This window comes from Brevundimonas staleyi, from assembly GCF_041893865.1.
GTDB classification, from domain to species: Bacteria; Pseudomonadota; Alphaproteobacteria; order Caulobacterales; family Caulobacteraceae; genus Brevundimonas; species Brevundimonas staleyi.
Genome location: NZ_CP169082.1, coordinates 201724 through 219066 on the forward strand (window position 1 = coordinate 201724; position 17343 = coordinate 219066).

Sequence of the window (17343 nt, forward strand, 5' to 3'; positions counted from 1 at the left end):
TTCTCGCGCCCCCTAGTGATCATGGCTCGCGCCGGACTTTTCGATGTCCGCGCGAATGAGGAAGGCGCCGTCCACGACGTATTCGGTTCGGGGTTCGAGCCCGCCAAGCACCTCGGTCCACTCGTCGGTCCTTCGGCCCAGTTCGAGCATCCGCACCTCATAGGTGTTGCCGACCTTGGCGTAGACGACCTGGAAATCGCGGAACGGCTGGATGGCCTTGGTCTGGACGGCGAGAGGCACTGCACCCTCACCGACCTGAACGGTGCCCTGTACTCCCAGGCCCGGCCGCCAGACGCCGCCCTGATAGGCCAGTTCGACATGGGCGATCAGGGTCTGGCTCATCGGATCAGAGCCGGGCAGGATGGTTTCGATGACGCCATTGAAACGGTGGTCACCTGCCAGACTGGTGACCTCGACCCGCTGGCCCCGGCGGACACGTTCTGCATCGCGCGGATAGAGGGCGAACTCGGCATGGAGGCGGGTTGGGTCGCCGATCACCAGCATCGGCTCGCCGCCCGCGCCGGTGATGGCCCCGGCGTTGACGTTCTTGGCCATGATGACGCCGGAGATCGGCGCGGTGACGGAATAGGTCTGGAGGCTCTCGCTGGACTCGACCCGCGCCACAACCTGGCCTCGCGATACGCGCTGGCCCAGTTCGACGTTCAACGCCATCACCCGACCCGGATAGCGGGCGAAGACATCGCTCTGGCCCTCAGGCGTGATCTCGACCCGACCGCTCAACGGCAGAGACTCGCCCAGGACTGCGGAACCGGCGCGCTGCGTGGTGACGCCACCGGCGCGGGCGGCGTCGGCTGAGATGACGGTGCGACCCTCATAGGACTGGTAGGCCCAGGTCGATCGCTTGCCGTTCTGGGTCGCCGCGACCGCCACGTCGAAGGAGTGCGGCTCGGAGACGACACCGGGGCTGGCGAGATAGTCCTCGGTCGGGATGAAGGTGAACCGATCGACCTTCGGCCCGAGACGGGTCAGGGCCATGGTCGCCTGGACCTGACGTGGATCGAGCGGCTTGTCCTTCAGATAGGGATAGAGCCGGAACAGGGGCTCTGGTCCTTCCTCGAAGATGGTGATCTCAAGGGCGAAGTCTCCGTCGCGGAGCATCCGGCCTCGGTGAGGGCCACGCTCATAGTCGGCGGCGGCAGCCTCGCCGTTTTCGCCTGCCTTTTCGGCGGGCTTGTCTCCGCAAGCGGCGGCGGCGAAGGCGAGGACGATCGCGGACGCAACGAGCCAGCGCCGCGAAGGTGTCAGGCGGATCATGGTTGAGTCTCCAGGGCGAGGATCAGGGCGCCGTGCGCGCCGGTCAGTCTGTCGAGGCGGGCGCGATCGATATGGAATTGCTTGAGCACCGCGACGCGGCGGGCGCGGGTCTGCAGCAGGGCGGTCTGGGCGGAGATGACGTCGTTGTAGGTGAAGCCGCCCCTGTTGAAGCCGTCGCGCACCAGAACGACGGCGCGCTCGGCCTGGGGAAGGGTTTCCTGCCCGATCCTGCGAGCTTCGCTGGCTCGGGCCATGACCTGAACCTGCAGGCGCGCGATCTCACGTTCACGGTCGATGCGGGCGGCGGCGAGATCACCCTCGGCGGCCAGCCCCTCCGCTCGGGCGCGGTCGATGGCCCCGAGGTTCTGGTCGTAGCGACCAAGGGGAATCGACGCGCCGACGACAAAGCCGAGGTCGTTGCCGTCCCCGAAGTGACGGACGCCGGCGCTGACCGTGGCGTCCGACCGGGCGCGGGCCGTCTCCACCGCCACCCGGGCGACGGCGATGTCGCGCTGTGCGACGAAGATGTCCAGGTCCGCCTGGGCGACCCCATCCGTGACGTCGAGCGCCGACCGGGTGTCGGCGAAGGTCTCGGCGCCAAGGGTGAAGTCCGATGACCCATCCCAGAACCGGGCCAGCGAAATGTTGGCGACCCGGACGGTAATCCCGGCCTGATCGAAGTCGATCTGGGCCTGAGCCAGTTCGGCCTCGGCGCGCGCCCCGGCGAACAGAGGATCGCGCGCCATGTCCACGCGGCGACCGACCTCGGTCTGGAACCGTTCGGCGAGGTCAAGGCGCTCGCGGGCGATCTCCAACTCGGCCTGAGCCGCCAGAGCTTCCGCCCAGGCGCGCTGCACCTGTTCGAGCCGGTCCAACTGGCGAATGCGCGCGGTGGCGTCGACCAGCAGCCCTTCGGCTTCGGCGAGAGAGACACGGGCGGACCTGTCACCGCCCCGCTCGAACCGTCGCTCGGCTGTGAGCGTGGTCTCGGTCCGACGGAACAGGTCGCCTCCGCCGATGGTCGGAAAGTTCTCGACCATCACCCCAAGCGTGGGGTTGGGACGAACGTCCGCCTGACGCACGGCTGCCCGCGACGCCTGTCGCCGGGCCTGGGTCGGTGCCAGTGAGGGATCGACCAGGGCGGCTCGACGCAGCGCCTCGTCCAGCGACAGTACAGGCGCGGTGGACGTGGCCGCCGCATCCTGTGCGACAGCAAGGGTCGGCGGCAGCGAGGCCGCCAGAATGAGCGCGAGGGCCGACACGGCCGTCAGTCGCGCCCACGGCCCGGCAATGCCGGACGATGGGGTCTTCAAGGGATTCTCTCCGGGAAACGGGGGTGCACGCGCGACCGATTGGCCGCGTCGGATCAGATGATCGTGCGCGTCCGTCTGGGAGGGTATTCAGGCCCGTCGCCGTCGTGGGCCGGACGTGCGCCATCGCCCGCCGGCTGGATCAGCACGGCGTTCATGGCGACGAGGGGGCTCAGATCGCGGTTGAGGATCGGGATGGCGGTGTGGCTGTCGCCGCTCGTATGGTGGTGATGGCTTGCTGGACGCCCGGCCTCGCCCTCGTCTTCGCCGTCTTCGGCTTGATCCAGTGGATCCTCGGCTGGCGCGTCGGGGGCGATATGGACGTGCAGCGAGCCATGATCGACGTCCGCGATCTCTGCGTGATCACCGTGGCCGATCGCGACTGCCGGCCAATCCGACGCATGGGCAATCTGGTGCCGCCCTTCCTGAACCCCATGCAGGCTCAACGTCGCCACGAGGGCGGCGCACAGGCTGACGCAAATGGTGCGAAACAGGCGAGACAAGATTGAACGGCTCCTTCATCCGCCATAGTGCGACCCGATCCCAATGGCAACGGTCGAGGTTGCCGCATCACGATATGGCTAGGATTCGTCCTTCAGGTGGATACGTGATGGCGGAGGTCGGGAGCTCCGTTGACGGCTGCGACGATGCGAACATTGATCGATCCGCCAGTCGTGGTAAGGGGCGGCATGGGAGTGACTCACTATCATTCTCAAAATGTTTTCTTGGTGGGCTGCGGGTCGCTGCGGCGCCAGTGCGGCGCCGACCGGTCGGGATTGACCGACGCCGAGGCAGTACCCACGTCTCGTGGCCCGGGGTCAGGCCGGCGCTGCGGGCCGGGCTCGCCGGCTTTCGAACCGGCGTCGGATCCAGGTTCGCCCAGGTTTCTCAACGAGCAGATGCAGGGCCGCCGCGATCAGCGCCGTGACGACGAACAACCCTGCCAGTTCGACTGGCGTGATGCGGAAGGCGCTGTCGATGCCGCGCAGTTCGGCGACCACGCCCTTGAAGGCGACGAGGACGGGCATGTGCACGAGATAGAGGGCGAAGGAGGCTTCACCGGCGAAAACCAGCGCAGGGGCGGCGAGAGGCCCCTCGCAGTCCGCGCGTGCGAGCAGGGACCAGGTCAGGATAACGGGGGCTGAGAGGGCGACGATGATCCGGTCGTCCAACGACAGCTGCATAGCGCCGAGCAACACGAGGGTAGCAGCCAGGGCGGCGGCGATGGCGACGGGCCGGCTCCAGCGCCAGCGATGGCCCAAGCCGTAGAGCGCCATGCCGATCAGAAAGGCCGGCGCTATGCGCAAGATGCCCATGTCGTCCTCGGCCCGAGGCAGAACCTTGCCGAAGGTTGAGACGTAGGCCGCGTCGATGACAACATAGCTGACGATGCCCAAGCCGAGCAGGAACCAAGGACGATGTCTCATCCGGATGGAGAGAAGGGCGTAGGCCGGGAACAGCAGATAGGCGAACCATTCCGCCGAGAGCGACCAGGACGGGCCGCTCCAATTGTATCCGATTTCGCTTGGAAACCACGCCTGTACCAGGAACAGGGTCTTGAAGAAGCCCTCTGTCGTGTAGGTCGAGAGATCGAACGGAACGCCAGAGATTGAAGCTCCGAGCACCATGATCAGAACACCGCCTAAAATCGCCAGATGGAGGGGATAGAGCCGAGCCAAGCGGGCCACGAGGAAGCGCCTGTAGCTGAACGTTCCTGCGGCGAAAGCGGGGCCGTAGACGTGGGCCAGAATGAAGCCCGACAGCATGAAGAAGGCGTCGACCCCCAGCCGGCTTCGCTCGATGATCGGGCTGTAGCCCAGGGCCGGATCCCACTGAAGCTGGTAGTGGAACAGCACCACGCCCATGGCCAGGAAGGCCCGCAGGCTGGTCAGGGCCCTCAGATCAGCCGGGTAGCCTTCGTGAGTCGGAGAAACGGACGTCATGAACGATGGCCCCCACGGCGGGCGGCACAGGACGGACCGCTTAATTGGTATACGCATCGGTCGCCGCCATCCCTCATCCTCTCGCATCCGGGGGTCAGGCCTGCCGCGCTGGAGAAAAGGCCATGATCTGATCCTGCGCCGCTCGCGGGCTCATGGCGGTCGGCTTGCAGGTTTCATCGGAAGGCGGGATGACGCGTGCCACCGGCTCAGCCCACAGTTCAGCGCGGGCCGTGGTGAACGATGGCCTGGATCTCATCGAGCGCGGTTTTCTCCATGGGCGATGGATGGGCCGTCTATGCGGGCGCGCACGAAGACCACGTCGCCCACCCATGTCGCAATCCAGCTGACCGTGGCTCGCGCGGGCTCGGTCCGCGTGGTTCTGGACGACCGTCCGCCCTGAGCCGTCAGGCGATCGTCATCGGGCCTTCTGGCGCTGATCGGCCGGCCCTCGCCTCGTCATTCCGCCCTCTCCGACGGCCCTGTCGAGCCCTGAGGCCCAGCCGGACCGCATCGTGGCGGGCTTCAAAGAACAGCTCGGCGTCAAGGTATGTAAGCTGGATGCACGCCTTGAAGGGGCGCTCCTCAAGCCGTCTGAGGACCCGGCGCCCGGAGCCGTCGCCCGGGAGCCTGGGCGGTCGGCGCCTCAAGGTCCTGGCCTAGGCGCAGATGCAGGCTCCACGTCTTTGCTACGCTCCCGTGATTTTCCGTGGGTTTTTCGGCCTGTTCACCAGCCTGTGGGATCATCTCTTGGGCAAGTTTCCGGTCCGGGGTCCACACGCCCCGGGCAGGCCAGATCGGCGGTCGGCCCGACTACCCGAGAGGATATTTTAAGACGCTCGCCGAACCAATCCGACGGGATGTCTAGGGAAATGTCCTGCGCTACCGCGAGGCGCGTCCGAGAAGGTCGATCAGTTCTGTGGCCTTGGCCTTGCGATCGGAGAGATCGTCGCCGGTCATCGCCCCCATGACGCAGTGGTCAAGGTGGTCTCTGAGCACCTCGCTCTCGACGCGCAGCAGGGCCGCCCGTACGGCCTGGAGCTGGGTGAGGACCTCCACGCAGTAGCGGTCCTCCTCGACCATCCGGGCGATGCCGCGCACCTGGCCCTCGATCCGGTTCAGGCGGTTCAACACCTTGGGTTTTGTTTCCGTCTGCATCCAATTCCTCGCTCTGACCGTTCGACCATACCCCAGGACAGCGCCTTGCGCGATACCCCCTTAGGGTATATATGGCGTCCAGCTGTTTCAAGGAGCCCGCCATGTCCATGCCCTCCCCTTCGCATCCGCCCGACCACAGCTGCTGTTCGGCCAAATCGGCGGACAGCGGCGCGAAGGCGGTCGATCCGGTCTGCGGCATGACCGTCGATCCGGCGACCACAGCGCATCGGGCGGCCCACGACGATAAGGACTATTTCTTCTGTTCGGCGGGCTGCCGGACCAAATTCATCGCCGATCCGGACCGCTATCTCGGCGAGGCCCGGCAACCGGCGCCTGTCATCCCGGGCGCCATCTACACCTGCCCGATGCATCCGGAGGTGCGCCAGGAGGGCCCGGGCTCCTGCCCGATCTGCGGCATGGCGCTGGAGCCGGAGACCGTCACCGCCGAGGCGCCGGTCAATCACGAACTGATCGACTTCACCCGCCGCCTCTGGGTTGCCGCGGTCCTGACCCTGCCCGTCTTCGCGCTCGAGATGGGCGGCCATCTGACCGGACTGGCGATGCGGATTTCGGGCCAAACCTCCAACTGGATCCAGTTCGCGCTGGCGACGCCCGTGGTGCTGTGGGCCGGCTGGCCGTTCTTCCAGCGGGGCTGGGCTTCCCTCCGCAACCGCAGCCTCAACATGTTCACCCTGATCGCCATCGGCGTCGGCGCGGCCTGGATCTACAGCGTGGTCGCGGTGCTGGCGCCGGCTCTGTTCCCGGCGGCGGTCCGCCGGATGGACGGCAGCGCGCCGGTCTATTTCGAGGCAGCGGCCATCATCACCGTCCTGGTTCTGGTGGGCCAGATTCTTGAGCTGCGCGCCCGCGAACAGACGTCCGGCGCCATCCGGGCGCTGCTTGATTTGGCGCCCAAGACCGCGCGGCGGCTCCGTGACGACGGCGGCGACGAGGACGTCACGCTCGACATGGTCGCCGTCGGAGACCGGCTGCGCGTCCGCCCCGGCGAGAAGGTGGCGGTCGATGGCGAGATTCTGGACGGTCGCGTAACCATCGACGAGTCCCTGGTCACGGGTGAATCCATGCCGGTGACCAAGGGCGTCGGGGACAAGGTCGTCGCCGGTTCGCTCAACAAGACCGGCTCGTTCGTGATGCGGGCTGACAAGGTCGGCGCCGACACCCTGCTGGCGCAGATCGTCCAGATGGTGGCCCAGGCCCAGCGCAGCCGCGCGCCGATCCAGCGGCTGGCCGACAAGGTGTCCGGCTGGTTCGTGCCGGCAGTGATCGGCATCGCGGTTCTCGCCGCCCTCGTCTGGGGCCTGGTCGGTCCCGAACCGCGCCTGTCCTACGCGCTGGTCGCCGCGGTCTCGGTGCTGATCATCGCCTGTCCCTGCGCGCTGGGCCTGGCAACGCCGATCTCCATCATGGTCGGGGTGGGGCGCGGCGCCCACACCGGGGTCTTGATCAAGAACGCCGAGGCGCTGGAGCGTTTCGAAAAGGTCGACACCCTGGTGCTCGACAAGACCGGCACCCTGACCGAGGGGCGCCCGTCGGTCACGGCGATCCGGCCCGCGCCCGGGTTCGACGAGACCGAGCTTCTGAGACTCTCCGCCAGTCTGGAGCGGGCCAGCGAACATCCGCTGGCCGACGCCGTCGTCCGCGCCGCGACGGATCGCAAGCTCGCGCTGTCGGAGGCCTCGGAGTTCGACAGCCCGGTCGGGCGTGGCGTCACCGGGGTGGTCGACGGCCGCCGCGTGGCGCTCGGCAACGGCCGCTACCTCGGCGAGATCGGCGTCGATGTCGCCGCCCTCGAGGCCGAGGCCGAGGCGCTACGCCAGGACGGCGCCACCGCGATCTTCGTGGCCGTGGACGGGGCCGCGGCCGGCGTCCTCGGCATCGCCGACCCGGTCAAGGCGACGACCGCCGGGGCCATTCGCGATCTGAAGGCCGCGGGCCTGCGCCTGGTGATGATGACCGGGGATAACCGGACCACGGCCGAGGCGGTGGCGCGCCGGCTCGGCATAGACGACGTCCAGGCCGAGGTCCTGCCGCAGGACAAGGCGGCGGTCGTCGAGCGGCTGCGCGCCGAGGGCCGGATCGTCGCCATGGCTGGCGACGGGGTCAACGATGCCCCGGCCCTGGCCGCCGCCGATGTTGGTGTGGCCATGGGCGCAGGTTCCGACGTGGCGATCGAGAGCGCCGGCGTCACCCTGCTGGGGGGCGACCTCCAGGGCATCGTCCGGGCCCGCAAGCTGTCGAAGGCGGTGATGAGCAACATTCGCCAGAATCTCGTCTTCGCCTTCGGGTACAACGCCCTGGGCATCCCGGTCGCGGCGGGGCTGCTGTACCCGATCTTTGGCCTCCTGCTGTCGCCGGCTCTGGCGGCGTTGGCGATGGCCCTGTCCTCCGTGAGCGTCATCGGCAATGCGCTGCGGCTTCGTGCGGTCAGACTTTAACGGGGGCGGCATGGGGGACCGGGGCCAGGAGAAGGCGACGACCGGCGTTTGCGCCATTACGCACTCCGGCAGCCGATCCCTCGCCTGATCCAACAGCGTTCGGGTATATTTGATCAAGGCGGAACCGTGTCGGAGGACCCGGATTTAACTGGCGTTCATGTCCGGTTGCGCAACGGCGCCGAGATCCCGGTTCAAGTCCGCGTCCCGCCGCCGCCTCGCCGGCGCCCTCTTCAACTAGCCGCCGGCCGATTCGCCGGCGCCGCCCACGCCGGAGACACCCGATGTTCAACCTGACCTTCACACGCTCGTCGGTTCTGCTCGCCGGCTGTTCCGCTCTCCTCGTGGCGGCGTGCAGCCCGGCCGCCGAGCCGCCGGCGGCCTCCAAGGCCGACGGGTCGGCGCAGACTCCGGAGCCCATGGCGATGGCGCAGACGCCCTTCTCCGCCGCCGAGGCGAGGATGCACGAGGCCATGAGGTCGGCGACGGGAGCCAGCGCCGGAGAGGCATGGGCCCGCAAGATGATCCCCCATCACCAAGGCGCCCTCGATATGTCCCAGATCGTGCTGCGCGACACGCGGGATGCCGACATTCGCCGGATGGCGCAGAAGACCGTCGAGATGCAGACCGGGGACATCGCCGAGCTCCAGCGTTGGCTCGAAACAAACGTGGGGGCCGCAGCCGGTGCGGCAGCGCCGGGCGGAGGCGGTGAGCCGCCGTTCGCGCCGGCCGAAGCGAAAATGATGGAGGCCATGATGGCCGCGACCGGGGTCGACACGGACCAGACCTGGGCTCGCAAGATGATCGCGCATCACCAGGGCGCCCTCGACATGGCCCAGGTGGTGCTGCGCGAAAGCCAGGACGCCGACATCCGGCGCATGGCGCAGAAGACGATCGAGATGCAGACCGCGGACATCGCGGAGCTGCGCGCCTGGCTGGAGGCTCATCCCGCCAGCGCAGGATGATCCGGCGTCGGCGAGAAGTCCCGTTGCAGATTTGCGAGTAGAGGAAGAACAATCGATGGAAAACATGAAGACCATGCACGCCATGAAGGGGAGCTATCGGTCGTTCGCGATCGAGCTCGTCCTGGATTTCATCATCATGTACCTCGTGATGTACACGATGATCGCGTCCCTCAATCATTTCTACTTCAACCTCAACAACGTCTACATGACCCTCATGATGGTCTCGCCTATGGCGATCCTCATGCTGGTGTTCATGCGGTCGATGTATCCGTCGAAACGGACGAATCTGCTGATCGGCGGGGCTGCCGCCCTGGTGTTTGCGGTCAGCTTCTGGGGTATGCGGACCCAGGCGGCGGTGGGAGACACGGAGTTCCTGCGTTCGATGATCCCGCACCACTCCGGCGCCATCCTGATGTGCCAGCAAGCCTCGCTGACGGATCCGGAAGTGCTCGGTCTGTGCGAGGAAATCGTCCGCTCCCAGGAACAGGAGATCGCCCAGATGAAGGCTCTTCTGGCGCGGCGGTAATTCGGCGGGCGGCCGCGAGGGCCGCCGGCGCGGTCGGCTCTGCGGCAGCGTGTCGCGAGGGCCGACCGCGTCGCCTGCGTAAATCCCTATAGATCGTCGCCGTACGGAGGCGCGGTCATGACTTTCAGGAGTATCCCATGAAGCTGGATCGTCGACTACTGCTGCGCGGCGCTGTCGCCGGAGGCGGTCTCGCGGCCCTGCAGGGCTTGATGCCCGCCTGGGCCCAGACAGGTTCGCCGGGGTTGCGGGCGGACCTGCCGACCCTCACCGGCCCGAACATCGACCTGACGATCGGTCAGTCGCCGTTCACCGTGAACGGGCGCACCGCCACGGCCACAACGATCAACGGCGTGCTTCCCGCGCCGGTGCTCCGTTTGCGCGAAGGCCAGAACGTCCGCCTCGCGGTGACGAACCAGCTTGATGAGGACACATCCATCCACTGGCACGGCATCCTGCTGCCGTTCCAGATGGACGGTGTGCCGGGCGTCAGCTTCCCCGGCATCCGCCCGCGCGAGACCTTCGTTTACGAATTCCCGGTCCGGCAGTCCGGCACCTTCTGGTACCACAGCCACTCAGGACTGCAGGAGGCGCTCGGCCATTACGGGCCCATCGTCATCGACCCGGCGGGCGCCGACCCGGTCGCCTACGACCGCGAACATGTGCTGGTCCTGTCGGACTGGAGCTTCATGCACCCGCACGAAATCTTCGACAAGCTCAAGAAGAGCCCCGGTTACTTCAACCGCCAGCGCACCACCCTGGCCGGCCTGCTGGACGGCAGCGACCGGATGAGCCTGGAAGAGCGCCGGATGTGGGGCGAGATGCGCATGGATCCGCGCGACATCCTCGACGTCAACGGCTCGACCTACACCTATCTGATCAACGGCCACGGGCCGCGGGAGAACTGGACCGGTCTGTTCCGGCCCGGCGAGCGGGTGCGGTTGCGCATCATCAACGCCTCGGCCATGTCGATCTTCAACGTGCGAATTCCCGGACTGCCGATGACCGTGGTTCAGGCCGACGGCGAGAATGTGCGCCCGATCGAGACCGACGAGTTCCAGATTTCTGTGGCCGAGACCTATGACGTCATCGTCCAGCCGACCGAGGACCGCGCCTACACCATCGTCTCCGAAGCCATCGACCGATCGGGCATGGGGCGGGCGACCCTGGCGCCGCGTCTTGGAATGACCGCCGAGGTTCCGCCGCTGCGGGAGGTTCCCAACCTGACCATGAAGGACATGGGCATGGGGGACATGGGCGGCATGGGCGGAATGGATCACGGGTCCATGGGAGCCCAGCCGGGCGGAGCCATGGCCGGGATGGACCACGGGGCCATGACCGGAGCCTCCGGCGGAGCCATGGCGGGCATGGATCACGGCGCCGTGCCTGCCCAGCCTGCCGGGGCGATGCCTGGAATGGATCACGGCTCCATGGCCGGAATGAACATGCGCGATCCCGAGAATGCGCCGCCCGACATGGCGGTCGGTGTGGGCGTCGATGCCATCGCGATGGCGCCGGCCAACCGCATGGGCGAGCGTCCGATCGGGCTTCAGGATGTTCCGCATCGCGTCCTCGTCTACACCGACCTCGTCTCGCTCCAGCCCAACAAGGATCAGCGTCCCCCGTCCCGGACGATGGAAATCCATCTGACCGGCAATATGGAGCGGTTCATGTGGGGCTTTGACGGCCGAAAATTCAGCGAGCTGGTCGAGCCGATCCGGTTCGAGCGGGACGAGCGGGTGCGCGTGACCCTGGTCAACGATTCCATGATGGCGCACCCGATCCATCTGCACGGCCATTTCTTCGAACTGGTCACCGGGGGCCCTGCCGGGCACCAGCCGCTCAAACACACTGTCAACGTTCCGCCGGGCGGCAAGGTCAGTTTCGACCTGACCGCCGACAACCCCGGCGACTGGGCCTTCCACTGTCACCTATTGCTGCACATGCATGCCGGGATGTTCAATGTGGTCACGGTCCGTCCGATGGAAGGAGCTGCATCGTGAAGACGTCGGTCGCCGTCCTTCCCCTGATCCTCGCCGCGGCCTCCGCGGCGGCGGGAACGCCTGCGCTGGCGCAGAGCCACGCCGGGCATGCAACGCCCGCGCCTGTTCGCCAGACGCTTCCGGAGGGTTGCGTCGCGCGCGGCTCCTCCACCGCCGATGCATCCCGGATAGGGACGGCCGGAGCGCCGACGTGCCCGACGGGCGCGGTGCCCGTCCGTCTGCAGGCTGGGGCGATGCCGGCGGGGCACGACATGTCGACCATGGGCCAGACCCGGCCTGCGCCGGCCATGCCTGCGGGACACGACATGTCTACGATGCCCCAGACGCAGCCCGCTCCAGCCGCCGCGTCTAGACATGCCGGTCATGACATGTCGACCATGGGTCAGACCCAGCCCGCGCCGGCCATGCCGGCGGGGCACGACATGTCGGCTATGGGCCAGACCCAGCCGGCTCCGGCCGCCGCGTCCCCGCATGCCGGCCATGACATGTCGACCATGGGTCAGACCCCGCCCGCGCCAGCCATGCCGGCGGGGCACGACATGTCGACGATGGGCCAGACCCAGCCGGCTCCGGCCGCCGCGCCCCCGCATGCCGGCCATGACATGTCGACCATGGGTCAGACTCCGCCCGCGCCGGCCATGCCGGCGGGGCACGACATGTCGATGATGGGCCAGACGCCGACTCCGGCGATGCCGGCCGGTCACGATATGTCGACGATGGGTCAGATGCCGGCCGGACACGACATGTCCGGAATGGCCATGCCGCCCGACGTCCCGACCAGCGCGGACAATCCGGGCCGTCCGCCGGAAGCCCCCGCTCCGGCGGGCGCGGCAACCGGGCCGGCCAATGCCGCCGACCTGCTGTTCGACCCCGCCGAAATGGCGGCGGCCCGCGCCCAACTGCGGGTCGAGCATGGAAATGTGCGCACGACGGCGGTCATCATCGACCAGCTCGAAGCGACCTTCGCCGAAGGCGAAGAAGCCTACGCCTGGGACGCCCAGGGCTGGACCGGCGGCGACATCAATCGCTTCTGGTGGAAGTCGGAAGGGGAAGGCGCCTTCGACGGCGAGGTCGAGGAGGCCGAGATTCAGGCCCTCTACAGCCGAGCGTTCCGACCCTTCTTCGACTTCCAGACCGGCCTGCGGCAAACCTACCGGCCCGAAGGCGACCGGACCGACCTGGTCGTCGGCATCCAGGGTCTGGCGCCCTACTGGTTCGAGGTCGACGCGGCGGCCTTCCTGTCCAACAAGGGCGAACTCACGGCAAGGGCGGAGGCCGAATACGATCAGCGCATCACCAATCGCTGGATCGTCCAGCCCCGGGCCGAGGTGGTGCTGTCGGCGGAGGACATCCCAGAACTCCGGATCGGCTCCGGCCTGTCGTCGCTCCAGATCGGGGCCCGGCTGCGGTACGAGTTCCGCAAGGAGTTCGCCCCCTATGTCGGCGTGGAATGGACCAAGAGCTTCGGCAATACGGCGGACTTCCTGGAAGCCGACGGACGAAGCTCGGAAGACACCCGACTGGTCGTCGGCATTCGGGCCTGGTTCTAGCGAAGGCTGGCGGGTTCATCTTGGTGCCGGGCCCGCGCAGTCAACCAGCGGGGGGGCATGAGGATGCCCTCGCGTGGGTCAGTGCGCCACTATAGCCAGTGTCTTGCGCACGCTGGTGTCCGGCCGGGAGGGGTCCAATGACAGCGACTCGGCGAACCCGGGCCGTCGCTATCGATCTGGATGACACCTTGATCTCAGCCTATCGCCGCCCGGACCTGGCGTGGCGTAGGGTCTGTCAGTTGTACCAGACCGAGCTTGGCGACCTGGCTCCGGACCATGCGGCGCGGGCCCTGACGGAGGCGGGGCGGGCTTTCTGGAGCGATCCGGAAAGCCACGCCATCGGCCGCGGAGCCCCGAGGCAGGCCAGGCGCATCATCGCGGCCAAGGCCTTTGAGGCCCTGCGGCGCGACGGATGTGCGACGCCCTCTCCGGAAATCGCCGAACGCCTCGCCGACGCCTTCAGCCTTCATCGCGACCGGCAGATGCGGCTCGAACCCGGGGCGGACGCCGTGTTGGTCCATCTGCGGGATGCTGGATACCGGCTGGCGCTTCTCACCAACGGCGCCGGTCCCCTGCAGCGCGCCAAGATCGAGCGTTTCGGCCTGGCTTCGCATTTCCACCACATCCAGATTGAAGGCGAGGTCGGCGTGGGGAAGCCCGATCCCGCAGCGTTCAGGCGAATGTTCGCCGCCCTGGCCGTCGAACCGGCAGAGGTCTGCGTCGTCGGCGACAGTCTGGTATGGGACATTCGCCCGGCCATGGCGCTGGGCTGTTTCACAATTCTGTACGATCCGGAGGCTGGCGAAGCTGTTGGACGCGGTTCAGGGGACGCCCACGTCGTGGTCCGGACCCTGGCGAGCCTGGCGACCCATCTCCCCGGAGCGGCGAGGCCGCCTGGAGCGAGTGATCGCGCCGGGTTGCGACCGCCCGGAGCCGACAATGCTCACGGCGGAGGGTGACCTCCGGCGCCCGGACCGGGAGGCGACGGAAGCCCATCCACGACGAAAAACGCCGCGCAGCAGGTTGCGCGGCGTTCCTCCACATCAGGCGTCGGCCCCCCAAGGGGACGGGAGGCCGACTCCTCAGTGAACCATGAAACGGACGACGCCGTTCATCTGATGGCCGTCGGCGCCCTTCGCGGCCCAGGCGGCGGAATAGGATCCCGGCGCAAGCGTGGGCAGAGGCGCGGTGACGGTTGTGGCCGGCGGCGCCTCGGATGACACCACCACATCGACCGGCTGGCCCGCGGCGCCCGTCAGCCTGAGCGACGTCAGGGTCATGGCGTGCGGAAATGTCGCCGAAAACGCCGTCGGGGCAGCGGCCAGCATGGCGTTGTCCGCCGGCGCGGTGACGACGCCGTTGGCAGGCGCCTGCACGGCGGCGTGTTCCTGGGCTGACACGCCGGCGTGCGAATGACTCTGGGCGTGGGCGAGTGAGACGGGAGCCAGCGCCGCCACGGCGGCGAGGCTGGCGAAGATTGAACGGTTCATGAGAAAGCTCCTGATGCTTACGCGAACTATTGTTTGGGCGGCATGGTCATGCCGTCCATCTTCGACATGTCATGCCCGGCCATCGGATCGGCCGGCGGCGGGGTCGGGGCGGGTGCTGGCGCCGGCGCGGGGCGGGTCGGTCGGGGCGTCGAGGCCCGGGGGGACGGCGCCGGGGCTGGTGCGGCGGCCTGCGGCTGCGCAGTCGGCTCGGGCGTGGCGACCGGCGCGGCCTCCATCGGGGTCGTCGCCGAGGCGTCCGGCGCCGTCTGGGCCTCGACCGGTTGAGGTTCGGCGGCCGGCTGGCAGGCGCCCAGGGTGATCGCCGCTGCGGCGGCTAGGATCGGGACTCTCATGTGACAAGCTCCTGAAAGGAAAAGGCGATGATCGGGTCGATTTCCCGCGACGCCCTCATACTAGATTACGCGGACGGGCGCCGCATCCCTCGCCGCCCGGATGTCGATCGACGGAGCGCCGCTGCGGCGCGAGCGGGGCTAAGGCGCAACGAAGGTTCCAAGGACCCTCGAGCTGATCACTCAACGGCCCGGACAGCGGGCGTGTCGTCCAGCGCCTCGGACAGCTTGCGACGAGCCCGCGCCACGCGGGTCTCCACGGTCTTGATGGAGACACCCAGCATCCCGGCCGTTTCCGCCTGACTGCGGCCTTCGATCGCCGTCAGCAGAAGCGGAGCCTTGAGGTGCGGCGGCAGACGGCTCACGGCCTCGTTCAACCGCGCCAGCCGGGCGTTGGCATCCATCCGGTCATCCACCGCCTCGGCCCCGTCCGGCACGGACATGGCTTCCGGCGACGACAAGTCGACGCCGCCCCGGATGAGCCGCCGAACGAAGCGGCGGCGGCTCCAGTCCCGGCATTTATTGAGCGCGATGGTGCGGATCCAGGCCTCGAAGGGCCGTGTCGGATCGTAGCGTCGGATGCTGATCCAGGCCGCCGCATAGGTGTCCTGCAACAGGTCCCACGCGTCCTGCTCGTCGCCGACATAGCGCCGGACAAAGCGGAACAGGCCCGTCTTGGTCTGCCGCATCAACTCGCTGAAGGCCGCCCGGTCGCCGCCGGCGGCGCGGGCTGACAGGTCCGCTGGACTCTCCACCCGGATCGTCAGCCTTCGGCGGGTGCGAGGGCGGCGACGATGCGGTCGTCGAACACCTCCGCCTGGGCCGGCGTCAGCACGGACCGCATCTCGAAGACGTGGGCGATCGTCTCCTTCTGCAAGGCGCCCATGGCGACGTGGAAATGGTCCACCGCCGCCTGCACCTGGGGGCCGTCGCCGTCGCTCTGTTCGATCGCGCGCGCCAGTTCCACGTTGGCCGCGCGGACGTCCGCTTCGAGCGCGGTCCGGCGCACGGCGAACCGGGCTTCGACTGCGTCGATGCGGGTCAGCTGGTCGGGCGAGAGCTTCAGGTCGTGGTGCACGATGTCGTGCAGGGATGGCGGTTCGCGCCGGCTCAGCACCCAGCTGGCGCTGATCCAGGTGCCCGCGCCGCTGGCGACCGCCGCCAGGACGGCCGTCAGGGCGATGGCCCGCCAGCCGCGCATCATCGGCCGGCCTCCAGTCTCACCAGAGGCGACAGACCCGCATCGACCGTGAAGATGGCCATCTCCCCCGGCGGTCTGGGGGCGGCGATCGCGCCGACGCCGCCTGCCGTCAGGCCAGTGACCAGGGCCATAGCGACGGCCCCCAAACGCAGTTGCGACGCGAACCTTTCGCCGCGAAGCGCGTCGACCCGGCTCCAGACGAGCGGTTCGAGCCCGTCGAGCGACCGGCCTAAGGGCGTCGCCGTCGATCCGGCCAAAAGATCATCCAAATTACGCGCCATCGAACACTCTCCTTGCGCCCCTAATCCCTACTACGCCGAAACTAGCCAAATCCCTCAAACGAGGGGACGGCCTCTCCGGTGCGTAGTTAGCAGAAGGGACGGGATGGGAGATAACAATGTCGATACGCAAATTGCTGTCGGGGCTCGCCCTGGTGGCGGCTCTGTCTGTCAGCGCGCCCGCGTTCGCGCACGAGGATCATGACAAGCAGGCCGCGGCCCGCGCCCAGGCCGCCGCGCCGGCGGGCGCCGTGCCAGAAAGCGGCGTGATGGCCATGCCGGGGATGGCCATGGACATGGACCACGGGGCCATGACGGTGGACGAGGGTCCCAAGCCTATGCCTCAGCGCCTGTATCGCTGGCTCGGCGCCATGCATCCCGCCGCCGTCCATTTCCCGATCGCGCTGTTCCTCGTCGCCGCGCTCCTCGAGATCGCCGCCCTGACGCTGCGTCGGCCGGTCCTGACGCAGGGCACGCGCGTGATCATCGCCCTGGCGGCGATCTCCGCGGTCGCCGCGGTGGCGCTGGGGTGGTTCGCCATGGGACTGCCCGGGAAGGACGACGTGACCCACCTCTACCATCGGTGGCTCGGCACCTCGATCGCCGCGCTGGGCCTGTTGAGCTGGTGGGCCAAGGAACATTGGGTCCGCCGGCCGGGGCGCGGGCGTGAGCTGATCTACATCGGCCTGTTGACCGTCACCGCCGCCGCCGTGGTCGTCAACGGCCTGCTGGGCGGGATGCTGACCCACGGCATGCGGCATCTGATGTTCTGAGGCCCCCCCGGGGGCCGTCGTGGTCAAGCCACGTCGTTTTCAATCCATTCCGCCGGACCGGACGCTACCGTCGC

The 17343-nt window shown here is 68.0% G+C and carries 17 protein-coding genes; 7 read left to right on the forward strand and 10 right to left on the reverse strand.

Annotated elements, in window-relative coordinates:
- Window positions 1–12 precede the first annotated feature (12 nt).
- The 5 genes from ACETK8_RS01055 to ACETK8_RS01075 form a co-directional block, all read right to left on the reverse strand.
- On the reverse strand, window positions 13–1275 hold the full coding sequence (locus ACETK8_RS01055; protein ID WP_035308110.1) for an efflux RND transporter periplasmic adaptor subunit: 1263 nt from the start codon (window positions 1273–1275) through the stop codon (window positions 13–15).
- A complete protein-coding gene (locus ACETK8_RS01060; protein WP_316629569.1) occupies window positions 1272–2588 on the reverse strand; it encodes a TolC family protein in 1317 nt (438 codons plus the stop codon). Before ACETK8_RS01060 ends, ACETK8_RS01055 begins: the two co-directional genes overlap by 4 nt.
- A 53-nt stretch (window positions 2589–2641) precedes the next feature.
- Complete coding sequence (locus ACETK8_RS01065) at window positions 2642–3088, reverse strand: hypothetical protein (protein WP_088582500.1); 447 nt, start codon at window positions 3086–3088, stop codon at window positions 2642–2644.
- Window positions 3089–3403: 315 nt separating this feature from the next.
- Window positions 3404–4528 (reverse strand): acyltransferase family protein, encoded by a 1125-nt coding sequence (locus ACETK8_RS01070; RefSeq protein ID WP_088582501.1) that lies wholly within the window; start codon window positions 4526–4528, stop codon window positions 3404–3406.
- 879 nt (window positions 4529–5407) lie between these two features.
- Window positions 5408–5683 carry a metal-sensitive transcriptional regulator gene (locus ACETK8_RS01075; RefSeq protein WP_088582502.1) on the reverse strand — a complete coding sequence of 92 codons (276 nt, stop codon included), beginning with the start codon at window positions 5681–5683 and terminating at the stop codon, window positions 5408–5410.
- Between the two features lie 107 nt (window positions 5684–5790).
- On the opposite strand from ACETK8_RS01075, the gene ACETK8_RS01080 reads away from it, so the two are divergent.
- From ACETK8_RS01080 to ACETK8_RS01105, 6 genes are all read left to right on the forward strand, one after another.
- Window positions 5791–8139 carry a heavy metal translocating P-type ATPase gene (locus ACETK8_RS01080; RefSeq protein ID WP_374039446.1) on the forward strand — a complete coding sequence of 783 codons (2349 nt, stop codon included), beginning with the start codon at window positions 5791–5793 and terminating at the stop codon, window positions 8137–8139.
- A 281-nt stretch (window positions 8140–8420) separates the two neighbouring features.
- Window positions 8421–9101, forward strand: coding sequence for a DUF305 domain-containing protein (locus tag ACETK8_RS01085; RefSeq protein WP_316629566.1), 681 nt, complete (start codon window positions 8421–8423; stop codon window positions 9099–9101).
- 55 nt (window positions 9102–9156) lie between these two features.
- The gene (locus ACETK8_RS01090; RefSeq protein WP_035308099.1) at window positions 9157–9627 is read left to right on the forward strand and encodes a DUF305 domain-containing protein; all 471 of its coding nucleotides are present in this window, start codon (window positions 9157–9159) and stop codon (window positions 9625–9627) included.
- 137 nt (window positions 9628–9764) lie between these two features.
- Window positions 9765–11627, forward strand: a complete 1863-nt coding sequence (locus ACETK8_RS01095; protein WP_035308097.1) for a copper resistance system multicopper oxidase — start codon at window positions 9765–9767, stop codon at window positions 11625–11627.
- Entirely contained in the window at window positions 11624–13177 is a 1554-nt protein-coding gene (locus ACETK8_RS01100) for a copper resistance protein B (RefSeq protein ID WP_374037688.1), read from the forward strand. Before ACETK8_RS01095 ends, ACETK8_RS01100 begins: the two co-directional genes overlap by 4 nt.
- A gap of 188 nt (window positions 13178–13365) precedes the next feature.
- Window positions 13366–14136: an HAD family hydrolase gene (locus ACETK8_RS01105; protein ID WP_374037689.1), complete on the forward strand. Its 771-nt coding sequence runs from the start codon at window positions 13366–13368 to the stop codon at window positions 14134–14136.
- A gap of 123 nt (window positions 14137–14259) precedes the next feature.
- Here ACETK8_RS01105 and ACETK8_RS01110 read toward each other — a convergent pair whose 3' ends face one another.
- From ACETK8_RS01110 to ACETK8_RS01130, 5 genes are all read right to left on the reverse strand, one after another.
- The gene (locus ACETK8_RS01110) at window positions 14260–14667 is read right to left on the reverse strand and encodes a copper resistance CopC family protein (protein ID WP_303694479.1); all 408 of its coding nucleotides are present in this window, start codon (window positions 14665–14667) and stop codon (window positions 14260–14262) included.
- Window positions 14668–14693: 26 nt separating this feature from the next.
- Window positions 14694–15020 carry a hypothetical protein gene (locus ACETK8_RS01115; protein WP_316629562.1) on the reverse strand — a complete coding sequence of 109 codons (327 nt, stop codon included), beginning with the start codon at window positions 15018–15020 and terminating at the stop codon, window positions 14694–14696.
- Between the two features lie 176 nt (window positions 15021–15196).
- Entirely contained in the window at window positions 15197–15772 is a 576-nt protein-coding gene (locus ACETK8_RS01120; protein WP_316629561.1) for an RNA polymerase sigma factor, read from the reverse strand.
- Between the two features lie 8 nt (window positions 15773–15780).
- Window positions 15781–16221, reverse strand: coding sequence for a Spy/CpxP family protein refolding chaperone (locus ACETK8_RS01125; protein ID WP_316629560.1), 441 nt, complete (start codon window positions 16219–16221; stop codon window positions 15781–15783).
- Window positions 16218–16499 carry a hypothetical protein gene (locus tag ACETK8_RS01130; RefSeq protein WP_316629559.1) on the reverse strand — a complete coding sequence of 94 codons (282 nt, stop codon included), beginning with the start codon at window positions 16497–16499 and terminating at the stop codon, window positions 16218–16220. Before ACETK8_RS01130 ends, ACETK8_RS01125 begins: the two co-directional genes overlap by 4 nt.
- 116 nt (window positions 16500–16615) lie before the next feature.
- On the opposite strand from ACETK8_RS01130, the gene ACETK8_RS01135 reads away from it, so the two are divergent.
- A complete protein-coding gene (locus ACETK8_RS01135; protein WP_316629558.1) occupies window positions 16616–17269 on the forward strand; it encodes a DUF2231 domain-containing protein in 654 nt (217 codons plus the stop codon).
- The last annotated feature ends 74 nt before the right edge of the window (window positions 17270–17343 follow it).